The 13,357-nt window shown below is 25.1% G+C and carries 11 protein-coding genes; 10 read left to right on the top strand and 1 reads right to left on the bottom strand.

The features are described from left to right. The first annotated feature begins 16 nt into the window (after positions 1 to 16). The 4 genes from ACKTTC_RS00180 to ACKTTC_RS00165 are packed head-to-tail and all read left to right on the top strand — an operon-like array spanning position 17 to position 4,262. Complete coding sequence (locus tag ACKTTC_RS00180) at positions 17 to 1,531, top strand: nucleotidyltransferase domain-containing protein (RefSeq protein WP_408037237.1); 1,515 nt, start codon at positions 17 to 19, stop codon at positions 1,529 to 1,531. Further along, the gene (locus ACKTTC_RS00175) at positions 1,524 to 2,843 is read left to right on the top strand and encodes an HlyD family secretion protein (RefSeq protein ID WP_408037236.1); all 1,320 of its coding nucleotides are present in this window, start codon (positions 1,524 to 1,526) and stop codon (positions 2,841 to 2,843) included. Before ACKTTC_RS00180 ends, ACKTTC_RS00175 begins: the two co-directional genes overlap by 8 nt. Next, a complete protein-coding gene (locus ACKTTC_RS00170) occupies positions 2,827 to 3,252 on the top strand; it encodes an NUDIX hydrolase (protein ID WP_408037235.1) in 426 nt (141 codons plus the stop codon). The genes ACKTTC_RS00175 and ACKTTC_RS00170 overlap by 17 nt, the downstream gene beginning before the upstream one ends. Beyond that, on the top strand, positions 3,243 to 4,262 hold the full coding sequence (locus ACKTTC_RS00165; RefSeq protein ID WP_408037234.1) for an RNA ligase: 1,020 nt from the start codon (positions 3,243 to 3,245) through the stop codon (positions 4,260 to 4,262). The genes ACKTTC_RS00170 and ACKTTC_RS00165 overlap by 10 nt, the downstream gene beginning before the upstream one ends. A 116-nt stretch (positions 4,263 to 4,378) precedes the next feature. Here ACKTTC_RS00165 and ACKTTC_RS00160 read toward each other — a convergent pair whose 3' ends face one another. Next, positions 4,379 to 6,370: a peptidase domain-containing ABC transporter gene (locus ACKTTC_RS00160; protein ID WP_408037232.1), complete on the bottom strand. Its 1,992-nt coding sequence runs from the start codon at positions 6,368 to 6,370 to the stop codon at positions 4,379 to 4,381. Between the two features lie 183 nt (positions 6,371 to 6,553). On the opposite strand from ACKTTC_RS00160, the gene ACKTTC_RS00155 reads away from it, so the two are divergent. The 6 genes from ACKTTC_RS00155 to ACKTTC_RS00130 all read left to right on the top strand — a co-directional run bounded on the left by ACKTTC_RS00155 (position 6,554) and on the right by ACKTTC_RS00130 (position 12,811). Continuing rightward, positions 6,554 to 7,873: an SPASM domain-containing protein gene (locus ACKTTC_RS00155; protein WP_408037230.1), complete on the top strand. Its 1,320-nt coding sequence runs from the start codon at positions 6,554 to 6,556 to the stop codon at positions 7,871 to 7,873. Positions 7,874 to 7,938: 65 nt separating this feature from the next. Beyond that, on the top strand, positions 7,939 to 8,847 hold the full coding sequence (locus ACKTTC_RS00150) for a hypothetical protein (protein WP_408037229.1): 909 nt from the start codon (positions 7,939 to 7,941) through the stop codon (positions 8,845 to 8,847). 54 nt (positions 8,848 to 8,901) lie between these two features. Then, on the top strand, positions 8,902 to 9,258 hold the full coding sequence (locus tag ACKTTC_RS00145; protein WP_408037228.1) for a hypothetical protein: 357 nt from the start codon (positions 8,902 to 8,904) through the stop codon (positions 9,256 to 9,258). Between the two features lie 72 nt (positions 9,259 to 9,330). Then, a complete protein-coding gene (locus tag ACKTTC_RS00140) occupies positions 9,331 to 11,109 on the top strand; it encodes a hypothetical protein (RefSeq protein ID WP_408037227.1) in 1,779 nt (592 codons plus the stop codon). 11 nt (positions 11,110 to 11,120) lie between these two features. Continuing rightward, a complete protein-coding gene (locus ACKTTC_RS00135) occupies positions 11,121 to 11,693 on the top strand; it encodes a CPBP family glutamic-type intramembrane protease (RefSeq protein WP_408037226.1) in 573 nt (190 codons plus the stop codon). Further along, positions 11,693 to 12,811, top strand: coding sequence for an RNA ligase (locus tag ACKTTC_RS00130; protein WP_408037225.1), 1,119 nt, complete (start codon positions 11,693 to 11,695; stop codon positions 12,809 to 12,811). Before ACKTTC_RS00135 ends, ACKTTC_RS00130 begins: the two co-directional genes overlap by 1 nt. Positions 12,812 to 13,357 lie beyond the last annotated feature (546 nt).

The following is a 13,357-nucleotide window of genomic DNA, read 5'->3' as shown; positions in this document are numbered from 1 at the left end:
ATTCATATTATTGAAATTGAAAACACAGCACTTAAGTAGTATAAAAAGCTTTGTAAAAGAAACATTTCCTGATGCTACAGGAGCCTTATTAACTGGAAGTTTTGCTAAAAAGAAAAACACTGAGAACTCAGATATAGATATAATAATATTTTCTGACTCCGTATCTCAAACTTTTGTTGAAAAAATTAAACATCAACAGTTTAAGTATGATATAATTTATCTTTCAACTCATTACAACTATTTATTACGAAATCTATATTTAGATATAAACTCAAGATATGGCGTTTACTTTAATATGATTTCTTCTGCAGTTATCTTATTTGATAAAACAAATTTTTTAAGTGAATTAATTCACTTTTCTAAAAAAAAGTTAATCTTAGAATATGGAACATTAACTTCTAACCAATTAAATTTTAAGAAAAAAACAATTGTTAATGCATTAGAAGATATTGAAGATATAAAAACTTTCGGTGAGTATTATTTTGCTTCTTACCTTATTGTAGATGAATTAACAGACATTTTGTTATCTCATAAACTCTCAACAATAGGTCGAGGCAAAAATAAAGCTAGAGAATTAGCTAAAGCTTACCCTAGTTTTTATAACAAAATAATGAGAGAAATTGAAAATTGGAATAAAATAGAGTTTAAAAAACTAGTTTTAGATAAGTTATTATTCTTTGGTGAAATTCAAGACTCTAATTCTCTAAAGAGCATACCTACTTTTAATAATGAAAAAAATTATGAAGTAGTTTTAAAAAGAAAATATATCCCTGAATCTTTTTTTAGGAAAGATTTACATAAAATCTCTCAAAAACTAAAAGCAGAAAACTTTGCTTTACAATATTATTCATATAACAATGACAATTTCACAATAACTGTACAATCCTCTAACACAAAAGAAAAGTATCCAATTCTTCTAAAAAGTTGGTTAATTAATTATTATAAAATAGCTTCAAGTGATCGGGTAAATATACAACTCAAACAAACCAAGCTTTTACCATTTTGTAATACGGCACTTAATAATGCTCTAGAAAAAGACTTAATATTAATTACAGATTTAATTCTAGAAAATAAAAACATATTAGCAAATAAAATAGCTATTTTCTCATTTGGTAAACTTTTTATAAAAAAGACGTTAGAAAGTATGTCTATAAAAAACTCCAAAGAGTTTTATCAATATATATATTTAAGTAACATAGCTAATTCTTATGACATTGATTATACATATTATAACTATAAGCAACTAATTAAAAAAAGAAAAGAAAAAATAAAGGAAATTAAGATGTTAAATGAGTCATTAGTTTCTTATAATGAGGTTTCTCATACTTACAATATATTCTGCAAAAACTCTTCTTTTATTAAGACATATAAAAACGCACAAAAAGAAATGCATTTTCACTTATTAAAGTCTCAAACAAAAGAAGAATGTTTGGAAGACAAAATAATTTTAAATTTCTATTTCAATTTCATATTAGATACTTTAAACCCAAATATTTTAAGCCTAATCGCATACAATCTTTATAATGAGTAATAATATTCTTGATAATATAGATAATAAAAGTGAAGAGTTCGATATATTAATGAATGATCCTCCTAAATTTTATCTAAGATCTGGTTTTTCCATAATTTTCTTTTTTTTACTAGCTGTTGGAGTCGCTTCTTATTTCATTGACTATCCTGATTATATTAGTAGTGAAATAAAAATCGTTTCGATTACCCCTAGAGCTCCTATAATAAGTAATATTAATGGACGAATTATTGATTTAAAAAAGAATAACTCTATTGTAAAAAAAGGAGAAATTCTTGGCGTTATAGAAAATCATGCAAAACTTAAAGATGTTTTGTCTCTTGAAAAAAAATTACATCATTTTAATATAATTACAGATACCATTTCCTTTAATAAGCTTTCTACTTATGAACTTAAATTAGGGGAATTACAGGCTTCTTATTCTAGTTTTTTAAATGCTAAGAATGAATTTGATATATTTTCTAAGATAAAAAGAAACGACACTAAAATTTCAAATCTTAAAGGTGAATTATACTCTAATACACATCTAATAGAAAGTCTAAACAAAGAGAAAGAAATCCTTATAGAAAAAACAAAGCTATCTAAATCTCAACTAGATAGATCTATAACCTTATACAAAAAAGGAGTTATTTCTTTAAAAGATTTAGAAACTGCAAAGCAAAAGGATATTGATATTCGTAATAATCTTCTCTCCAAAACTTCTGCTATTCGACAAATGGAAGCTAATAATCTAAAAACAAATTCTAACCTTAATTTGACAAAAAAAGAAGGTGATGAAATTTATTTAAGGTTATTATCTAGTTATAGAACATCTCTTTACCAAATAAAAAGCAATATAGAAGCTTGGAAAAAAAAGTACTTATTAATTTCTCCAATAGATGGGAAATTAGTTCTTAATAATATTTGGGGAAGCCAACAAGTTACTTCTGTTGGAAATGAAATCGGTTCTATTGTTCCTAAAAATGAACATATTTTTGGTATTGCTAAAATGCCTGAATTTAAATTTGGAAAAGTAAAATTAGGTAGTAATGTAATGATTTATATCAACGGTTATAATTTCAGCGAATTTGGGATTATAAAAGGTACAGTTAAAAGTATTTCTCCTGTACCTTATGAAGGTTTTTATAATGTGGAAATAAAACTTACAAATAACTTAACAACAGATAATATGTATGTTATACCATTCTCTCCTGAATTAAGTGGTGAAGCAAAAATAATAACCGAAAAGATGAATTTATTTGAAAGGTTATTTTATAAAATAAAAAGGTTATTTAATAGAAAAAAAAGAGAAAATAAAAATGAGGATAGCAAATAACTTGATTATTTCATCAGGTGTAATTATTATAAATAATGACGGTAAAATCTTGTTAATTAAACCTAAAAACCTTCCTGAAGGTCAATACTCATTACCAAAAGGAATTATAAATCAAGGAGAAAGTTTAAAAATGGCTGCTATAAGAGAAGCATATGAAGAGATAGGGATTTCTTTAAACCTAAAAGATCTAGGAAAACAATATATTATTAACTATTTCAATAAAGGAGTTTTAACAAAAAGAGTATTTTGTTATTTAACAAAACTTAGTAAAAGTAAAGAGCAAGAGTTTATTCCTAAGCTACAAAAAGAAGAAGTCGATTCATATGGTTTTTATGATAAAAATGAATTTGAAAAATTAGTTTTTTGGAGGTTTTTACCTCTATCAAAAATCAATGAAATATGGAATTAAACAATACTAAAGAACTTCACTCTCTGATTCAACATGGTTATATAAACAAAATCAAACATCCATATTACAATATTTTTTTACTGTCTTACACTAAAAAAGCGTCCAAAGAAGGTAAATGGAATGATTTAACATTAAATTGCAGAGGAATAGTTGTTGATAGCAATCTTAATATACTATCTAGACCTTTTAGAAAGTTTTTTGAAACATCTCAACTTGATAAAAAAGTAGAGATTCCTTTTAAACGAAAATATACAATTTTTGAAAAACTTGATGGTTCTCTACTAATTCTATATTGGATAAATAACAAACCATTTCTTACAACAAAAGGAAAATTTGATTCTTTCCAGTCAATTATAGCTAATAAAGTTTTTCATCAAAAATATAGTAAGTACTTTTCTTTACTAAATAAAGATTACACATACGCTTTTGAGTTAATATCTCCATCAACTCGTAATATTGTTAACTATAAAGACATTGAAGATTTATTTTTAATAGATGTTACTGAAACTAATACAGGAAAACCTATAAAATTAGATGAATTTCCTTTTTTTAAAAAACCTAAACAATATAATATATCTTTAAACAGTGCTTTTAATGATATTTCAAAAAAACCAGAAGAAGGTTATGTTGTTAAATTCGATAATAATTTTAAACTTAAAATTAAAAAACAACACTATAAAACAAAACACGATCTTCATTCAGATATGAAGAAATATGTATTAATAGGACTATTTAACCAAAAATCTTTAAGTGATTTGATCAATAAAAATAATAGTTATGACAAAAAACTATTATCAGACTTATATAAAAAAGCTATTGACTTATTAGAATATATAACATATTATCTTAATAGCTCACCTAAATGCAAAATGGAAATTATTGAGTTTTTCAAAGAGCATTATAAGCATGATAAAAATTTAAAGTTCTATATTTTAAAAAGGCTCTTTATGGCCTCACAATATTATTCTATAAAAACGCCCTATGATATAACTTTTTTTGAAGATATTTAATTTTAATTAACATCAAAAGAACAAATACTTTCTAAATCAATTATTACCTTAAAGCAATTGATTCAGAAAGTATTTTATACAAAAAAATAAAACTCATTAATTAATCATATCCTTAATTAGACCATTTCAATAGATGAGAGCCTTAACATTCTCTGATAAATTTTATTTTTAGATTCAATTAAATCATGATGTGTTCCTTGCTCTATAATCTTACCATTATTAATCAAGATAATATTATCTGCTTTTAAAATTCTATTGATTTTATGCGTAACAATAACCACTGTCTTATCTTTAAAAAAGTCTCTTAAGTTTTCTAAAATTTCGAACTCATTTTTCACATCTAACGAGCTAGTAGCTTCATCCATAAAAATGAACTTAGGATTTTTATAAATCATTCTTGCAAGAAGAATTCTTTGCTTCTGCCCTGCACTAAGCCCCTTTCCATTACTCCTCATCATAGTTTTTAAACCATTGGGAAGCGAATCTATATAATCATGAATATTCGCTGACTTTATAGCATAAAGAAGTCTATCCATATCTATATCTAATGTTTCTCCAACTATATTTCTCAGAATTGTTTTATCAAATAAATGACTATCCTGTAAAATAACACCACAATTAGACCTCCACCATCTTGTATCTATATTTTTTAAATTCATTCCTCCAATAGTTATCTTCCCTCCATTAGGATTTTGAATTTTTACAAGCATTTTTAATAATGAAGTTTTACCACTTCCGCTATTTCCAATTATTGCAGTAATCTTTTTTTCAGGTATAACAAATGAAATATTACTTAAGGTAAATACCTTCTTCTTTTGTAAAGAATATTTATAATATACATTATCAAAAACAATTGTATTATCCTTTGGAATAGAAGTTATTACCTCATTTATCTTTTCATGTTCATTATTTTCATCATTAATAGAATTAATTCTCTTAATACTAATTATCGCCAGTTGATATTCTAAGACAAATTTAGAAAACTCATTAATAGGCCTATTTGTCTGTCCAACAATGTACTGAACAGCGACCATAGCCCCCAATGTAATTTCTCCATTTATCACTGCAACAGCAGCTAAATAAAGTATTAACACATTTTTTACTTCATTAATTAAAACAGAACCTAATGTATTAAACTGTTCATACAATAACATTTTCTTTTTTTCATGGAAAAGTTTTACTTGATTTCTCTCCCATTTCCATCTTTGTTGCTTTTCTAAATTTTCTAATTTAATATCTTGCATCGTATCCAATATTTGGATCAATACATTTTTATTATAAGCGGTAAGTCTAAAAATATTATAATCTAACTTTTTTCTTATTTTCATGAAATATATATTCCATAAAATATATGATATACTAAAACTGATGAAAATTAAAAAAATATCTGTGTCATATAGAAAAAGAATAATTCCAAAAACTAAAAATGTTAACGAAGAAAATAAAATGTTAATTAAGGATTTAGTTAGGAATGCTTCCACTCTTTTTTGATCATCTATTCTTTGAATAATATCTCCAATTGATCTAGAGTTAAAAAAGCCTAAAGGCAACTTAAACAACTTAACCAAAAAATCTGATACTAAAGCTAAATTTATTCTTGTGCTAATGTGTAAAAAAATCCAATTTCTAATAAACTCAGAAATAATTTTACTTAGATGCAATACAATAAGAGCTATTAATATTACATGTACTAAATTTAAATCTTTACCATTAACTGCATTATCTATTAAGAGTTGAGTTAAGAAAGGAGCTATTATTTGCAACGTTGTTATAATTAAAACTCCAAAACCTAATTGAACAAAAAACTTTTTAAAAGGCTTTATGTAATTCATTAAATACTTAAGACCTTGGTTGTTTCTTGTTCTTTTTTCATAAAAAGAAGGAGATGTTTCTAATGTTAAAATTTTTAAACTATCATTATTAGATGTTAGTTTTTGTACAAACCTTTCCCATTCTACTTCTTTTTCTTCTCCTTTACTATAAACTATTATTTTTTTACCTTTCCTCAACACCCCTATTAACTCCCCTTCATCTAAAATAATTAATGGTTTATTAATATTAAGTTCTTTAAATTCTTCTTCTGTTACATTATTTATTAAAGTCCTCATACCCAAATGTTCAGAAACATCACTTATAAGTAATAGTTGTTCTTTATAGGGAGAGGTAATAAATTTTTCATTTAAATATTCATATGAAACAATCTTTTTATAGAATTTACAAATCCATTTTAGCAATAAAATATTCTTATCTTTTAACATAAAATTCAATACATTTGTCGCAAAAATAATAGCATGAAGAGACTAATAAAACTTCTAGAAGTTCAGCAAACTTATTTTATATACGACATTGAGGGCGTAAATTTATACAAAATAGATAGAAAACTATACGAATCATTAAAAACAAACGAGGTTTCTTTTGATGAAGTTATCCCAATCTCTAATAATGATTTAGTTACAAACGCAAAAAAACATATTAGTAATATACATTTAAATGTAGCTCAAGTATGTAATTTAGTGTGTGGTTATTGTTATGGTATTGAAGGAGAATATGGTTTAAAAGGAAAAATGAAAGAAGGGAATGCCTTAAGAGCAATAGACTATTTAATTGAAAACTCAGGAGATGAAAAAAAATTAACTGTTGTATTTTTTGGAGGTGAACCCCTATTAAATTTTCCTTTAATTAAAACTGTTGTAGATTATTGTGTTAAAAAAGAAAAAGAGATTTCAAAAAAGATAGGGTTTGAAATTGTTACAAATGGAACAAAGTTTGATGATGAAATAAACAACTTTCTTAATCATTTTAACTTTGAAGTTACTATTAGTTTTGATGGTGATAAAGAAACTCAAGATAAAAACAGACCCTTTAGAGGAGGAAAAGGATCTTATGACAAAACACTTCCAAAGATTAAATCTTTCTTAGATAGTAGAAACGGAAACGCAACAGCTAGAGCCACTATTACAAACCATTCTAAAGACCTCTTGCATTACAGAAATAATCTTAGGAGTATGGGATTTAGAAATAGTTTTGTTGAAGTAGCAACACTATCTGACTTTTCTAAAGAAAAATACAACTTAGAAGATACTGATACTTTACAAAAAAAGAATTTAATTAAATATGATAAAGATGAACTTAATGAGTTTTTAGTAAACATTAAAGAACGTAATAGTTTATCATACTTTAAAAGTACTAAATATGCAAAGTATATTAATCAACTAATTACAAAATCAAAAAAGGTAGATTTCTGTGGAGTTTCGAGAAGCATGCGCGGTATTGCTGTTAATGGAGATGTATACCCTTGTCATAGATTTGTTGGTGATAATGACTTTAAAATAGGTAATGTAAAAAATGAAAATAACAACAAAGAAAAAGAGTTTGATTTAGATTTTGTTAATACACACCCTCAATGTAAAGGTTGTTTTGCAAAATACTATTGTGGCGGTGGTGGCTGTATACATAATAACTATATAAAAAATGGAGCTATTGATAAACTAGATTTAGAACACTGTCATAGAATGCATAATAAAATTAAATCTCTTTTTAAATTTTATGATGACCTAACATTAGAAGATAGAAAGTATATGGTAGAACAATTAAACATTGAAATTAACTAATGAAGCTTATTAATTTAATTAAAAACGGAAGTTTATTTTATTTTAAATTTAATAACAAGTGCTATTTGTATGCTAGTACACTAAATCAAATTTTTAAAATTGATGAACTTGAGTTTAAGTATTTAGATCAAAAAGATAAGTTTATTTACAATGAAGAAATTGAAAAAAAAATCTTACAAAATTTATCTATTAAAAATGCGCCTTCTCATCTAAAAAATCTTTTTATTAACGTATCCGTTAATAAAATAGATACTGAAAGTTTAATTGTAAAAAGTGTTTTAGATAATTATAATTATTATCATAAATTATATTTAATTGTAGAAACAAATCACTCATCTATATCTTTATTGGAAAAGATATTATCTTGGTTTAATGGTTTTGAAAGACTTACAATTGTTTGTCAATTTCCACAAAAAGAAGATTTGTACTCTAATCCAATTAAAAATGAAGTTCTTAGACTACAAAAGCAATATGATTTAAAATTTATTCTGGAACCATATTATACTATATACAATACCGATAATTATGGAAAAAGCAAGCCAAAGAAAATTAAAATTAGCCCATTAATTAGCTCAAAAGAACCAGATATCACAGAAGCTAAAAAGCTTATTTCTATAATAAGAAATGATATATCAAATATAAATTTTAATAAGAGCATTCAATTAGGTTTAAAATCCAGGCCTTCATCTATAATTAGCATTACTGACAATGACCTAATTAATACAAATAACACATTAAATAAAAGTTGTAATTCCTGTTGGGCAAAAAGCGCTTGTTTTGCTAATCACAGCTACAAAATGTTTTCTACCCACCCATATATTTGTTCAATAAATACTCAAAATTGCTTCTTTATAAAGAAGACTATTTTAGATACTCTAAAACAAAATTTAGCTTTACAAGAAAAATTTGTCAACGATAAACTTGAAAACAAAATACTTAAATATAAAGAGCATAAAATTTACTCTCTAAACTAAAAAACTCGCATATTTTGTTATCTTCGTCAACTTAATCAAAAAATTATAAATTATATGAAAAAATTAAATTTTAAGCTAGAAAGAATAAGTTTAAAAAATCTTGAATTAGTTAAAGGATGTCCTACGGACATAAATGGTAATGGTGTTGGTGGTCATGATGATGATTTTAATGGTGATGGTCAAGTGGATGATCGCGACCAAGATTACTATGATGGTTATATGGATGGCTATAATGGAAATGAAAGTGATCCTGATTGTGACTATAGCGATGCTTATCATGCAGGTATGAATGATGGTGCAGAAGATAATGCAGGTGATGAAGAGTGGAAATCTGACCCTTTTGATTTTAGCGATCATAACATAGAGGCTGACATTAAAGGGGAGTTCTTTAGAGCTCCAACTCATTATTAATATCTAACTTCAACGATTATTAATTCATATCCCTAAAGAATTTCTTTAGGGATATTTTTAACTTATAATATAATGATAAAGAAAAGTCGCTTTTTACTTTTTATTATATACTCTTTCTTAGCAGTTAGTTGCTCTTCAGCACAAAATACAATAGATGCTACTATAGAGATTGATTCCTTTGGAAATTTATTTATAAACGAGGATATAAAAAACTTATCTTTAGAAAAGGACACTTTAGTCACAGATAGTAAAATATTAATACACAAAGATGAAGCTGACTTAATTGGGGGAACAACTATAAATTCTAATTATCTTACAGAGTATAAACCCAAACAAGATAAATTTAAGTATTTAATAAACTTACCTAAAAGATCAAATGCTTATTTTAAAAATAGAGTTTTTTTTATGACGACAATAAACTATCTATTGTCTAATAAGCAGAATTTTCTAAAGAAAAAGATCTTTAATTTAAAATTTAAAAACTTTAACAATCTAATATACCCAACTCAAAATGATTTACAAGAGAGTTATTTATACCCTCCTCCAATAATTTCAGGAAATTTTCAAACTCAAAAGGTAAAAGATTGGGATGTATATTGGTTGGAAAACAAAAATAACATTGAGAAAACAGACGTTATAGTTAATTATATAGATGAAATTTATAATTACTATGCAAAAAAATATGGAAAGAAAAATAAAAAAATTAAAATAATCTTTATTCCTTTTAAAAATAAAGACCTACTAGGTAAAACATTAGATAACGTAATTCTTCTTAATGAGAAAATGTTATCTAAAAAACATAAACTAGAAAAAAGATTATTAGCTCATGAGGTTGCTCATTTATGGTGGGGTGTGGGAGGTCTTCAATTCAAAGAAAGAGTATTTACAGAAGGAATTGCTGAATTTATGGCTCTTGAATTTTTAAAATTCAAAGGAGAAAAAGAATATGTTAACGATTTAAGGCATGTAAAAAACTATATAAGTGAAGGAATAAAAAATATCGATCCTCTTTTTAAAGTTACCCGTGATAGCAAAATAAAATATTCTTATAACTTTATTCCCATACTCTTAAATAGTATTCAGCACAATAGTGAAAAAGACTTATATGAAGAACTCTCTATTTTTTACTCTAAGAACTTGTCTAAAATATTTGTAAATATTAATGATTTAAATCATTTCCTTAAAAAAAATAATACTACTACATCATTAATTACTAAAAGAAGCTTACCAGAGTACTTTATTGAAGAAGATAAAGATAGTATAATGATTTATGGAATTACAAAAACTCCTACATCAATAAATATTGAAATAAAGGATACTTTAAATAACAAAAAAACAGAGACATTGTTTTTCTCAGATAGACACACTGTTTTTAAGAGAAGTAAACTTAACTTAAAGAGAATCATCATTGACCCCAAAATGGAGAAACTTCAATTTTCTCGATTAAATGATATTTGGACAAAAGATCAAAATTCTCTTTTAGCTAAAAACAGATATTTTAATTTTTACCATTCTAACAAAAAAGCCATAGAATATGCTTCAGAAGTAATTAATTATTTAAGTTCAAATAATAATGACTTTTTAACTAAAATATGTGGAGCTAATAAACGCTTTATAAATACTTTGAAAAAAACTAAAAGTGAAATAAACAAAAATGGTAAAATAATTTTCACTGGTGCTTCAGCTAATTATAAAGAAAATATTAATAGAATTGATGTAAAAGCAACATATTATTTAAAATCTAGGAAAAACTTCGACCTTATTTATTTTCAACTTTTTACAACAAAAAACCTTGAACATCTTATTGGTATAAAAATAATAACCCCTAAAAATAAAAGAAGGTCCAGATAATTAATAAACAAATGATTTTTTTTTCAAAGACTAAAGCTTTTATATTAAAATATCTGGATTTTTTAAAAAACAAAAGTTCTTTTAAAATTTCAGTTTTTTTACTATTATTAATAGTAACACTACAGTTAGTATACACTAAAAATATTTATGAGAAATTAATAATTCTTTTCTCTTCTATTACTGTTACTTACTTTTATTTTATTTCTCTATATTTCCTATTGGATAAAGAGAAATTTCTAAAAATAGTAAAACCTACCTCTATTATAAATTATTACAGAAAAACGAATTTATCTTATTTTAAAAAACAAGTAAATGGAGTTTTCATAGAAGAGGTATTATTTAGATTACTCCCTATGTTCTTTTCCTTAATAATCATTGGAAGTTTTCCTATATGGGCTGCACTATTAGTAATCTTATTTTTCACATTAATACATAGATTTGAAAATATAATTGTTCTCTTGGAATTTTTTTTATTTTTTATGATATCGTATATCATATATATAAAAACAAAAGATTTTAGTGTAATTTTTTTTAGTCATTTAATCAGAAATCTTATAATAGAATATTTAATAAATAATAAATAATGAAAAATAGAGAAAGTATAGATATTACTGAGTTTCAAAAATACGTAAAGGAAGGATACTTCACTTTAGAAAAGCATCCTAATGCTGATTTACAAATATATGGATATTCAACTGGCCCTTTAGCTTCAAAAAACCTGAGGTGGAACCCAGTTACTAGGCAGATGAGAGGGTTAATAACAAATAGTAAGGGAGAAATTAAAGCTAGATCTTTTGAAAAGTTTTTTACGTTTATAAAATATACTTCTCCAAGTACTGTTCAACTAAGTGATGGACAATTAGCAAAATTGCCTAATTTACCTTATAAAGTATATGAAAAATTAGATGGATCTTTAGCCGTTCTTTACTGGATAGATGATACACCTTACTTAGCAACACAGCGGTCTTTTACTAGCTTAAAGGCACAAAAGGCTACAGAAATACTACATCAAAAATATTCACATACTTTTGATAAACTTAAAAAAGATAGAACTTATATTTTTGAAGCTATATACCCTGAATCGAAAGTATTAATTGATTATGGGCAAGAAGAAAAGCTTATTCTTTTAGGAGTTTTAGATAACAAAACAGGTAAAGACCATCCTCTAGAAGATATTGGTTTTCCTATAGCAAAAGAGTGGACACAAGAAGTTTCTAATTTAAAAAGTTTTGATGAATTAGTTAGTTTAAATAGTGAAAACAAAGAAGGATTAGTTATTGTTTATGAGAATGGATTTAGGGTAAAAATTAAGTTTCCATGGTATAAGGAAGCGCATTTAATGATTAATAAAATCATTCAGTATGAATATCATATTGATCTTATTAATAAAAAATTGAAAAATCTTTTAAACTTACCTGAAAACAAGCCAAATTCAATAAAAATATGGGAACGATTTAATAATAATGAAACTGTTTCCGATATTCTCAAAGATTTCCCTAATCAATATCAATTTTTAGGAATCGAAAATATATTAAATAAAGAGTTCACAAAATTTAAAAAAACAAAAAATTCTGTAAAAACTCCTAGTCCTGATGATAGTAGTCTTAATATAGATTTAGATATCAATAAAAATATTCTGCATCCTTCAAGTGAAAATATAATGTGGAATAGATGGAAAAACCTAGAAAATAAATACGATTAAAAAAGCTACTTATAAATAATAGTTCGAAACTAGTTTTCTATCTAATTTAAAAATACAAATGTAAAAAGCTAATTCTTTTTTTAGAATTAGCTTTTTACATATTATTTGCATTCATACTAATATGTTTACAACAAGCGAGAAGTACCATATTAGAATCTATATAGCATAATTCTTAAAGACAAGGTTCAACATCAGGATTTCCTAAATCTGGATTTATATAAATAGCTCCCCTTTTGCTAATTTCTATTGTGTTTTACTTAATTTTAATCCTAAGCTTATAGACATGTATATTTTTCTGTCAGTTCAAGTAATTTTACTAAATACTAACGGAATAAGATTTTATTGAAAATTAGTCAAACACTTCTCAATAAGTTTACTTAGTAATATCGAAGTGAAAAATTATTTCCCACTTTATTACAAATAATTTCACTCGAAGTCACAGGAACTTATTCAAACAAGATTGCAATAAACACTACTATCTATAAGAAATCTTTTTCATTTTAAAGTATTTTATTATATTACTGAAATTCAGCCCTAAACTAAACA

This window comes from Tenacibaculum amylolyticum, assembly GCF_964511145.1.
Taxonomy (GTDB): Bacteria; Bacteroidota; Bacteroidia; order Flavobacteriales; family Flavobacteriaceae; genus Polaribacter; species Polaribacter amylolyticum.
Note: the sequence above shows the minus strand (reverse complement) of the source record. Positions and strands in the feature narration are given on the sequence as shown.

Excerpts from the sequence above, each read along its gene's own strand:
- ACKTTC_RS00175 (WP_408037236.1), top strand. The coding sequence starts at position 1,524 with ATGAGTAATAATATTCTTGATAATATAGATAATAAAAGTGAAGAGTTC.
- ACKTTC_RS00170 (WP_408037235.1), top strand. The coding sequence starts at position 2,827 with ATGAGGATAGCAAATAACTTGATTATTTCATCAGGTGTAATTATTATA.
- ACKTTC_RS00165 (WP_408037234.1), top strand. The coding sequence starts at position 3,243 with ATGGAATTAAACAATACTAAAGAACTTCACTCTCTGATTCAACATGGT.
- ACKTTC_RS00160 (WP_408037232.1), bottom strand. The coding sequence starts at position 6,370 with ATGAGGACTTTAATAAATAATGTAACAGAAGAAGAATTTAAAGAACTT.
- ACKTTC_RS00155 (WP_408037230.1), top strand. The coding sequence starts at position 6,554 with ATGAAGAGACTAATAAAACTTCTAGAAGTTCAGCAAACTTATTTTATA.
- ACKTTC_RS00145 (WP_408037228.1), top strand. The coding sequence starts at position 8,902 with ATGAAAAAATTAAATTTTAAGCTAGAAAGAATAAGTTTAAAAAATCTT.
- ACKTTC_RS00140 (WP_408037227.1), top strand. The coding sequence starts at position 9,331 with ATGATAAAGAAAAGTCGCTTTTTACTTTTTATTATATACTCTTTCTTA.
- ACKTTC_RS00135 (WP_408037226.1), top strand. The coding sequence starts at position 11,121 with ATGATTTTTTTTTCAAAGACTAAAGCTTTTATATTAAAATATCTGGAT.
- ACKTTC_RS00130 (WP_408037225.1), top strand. The coding sequence starts at position 11,693 with ATGAAAAATAGAGAAAGTATAGATATTACTGAGTTTCAAAAATACGTA.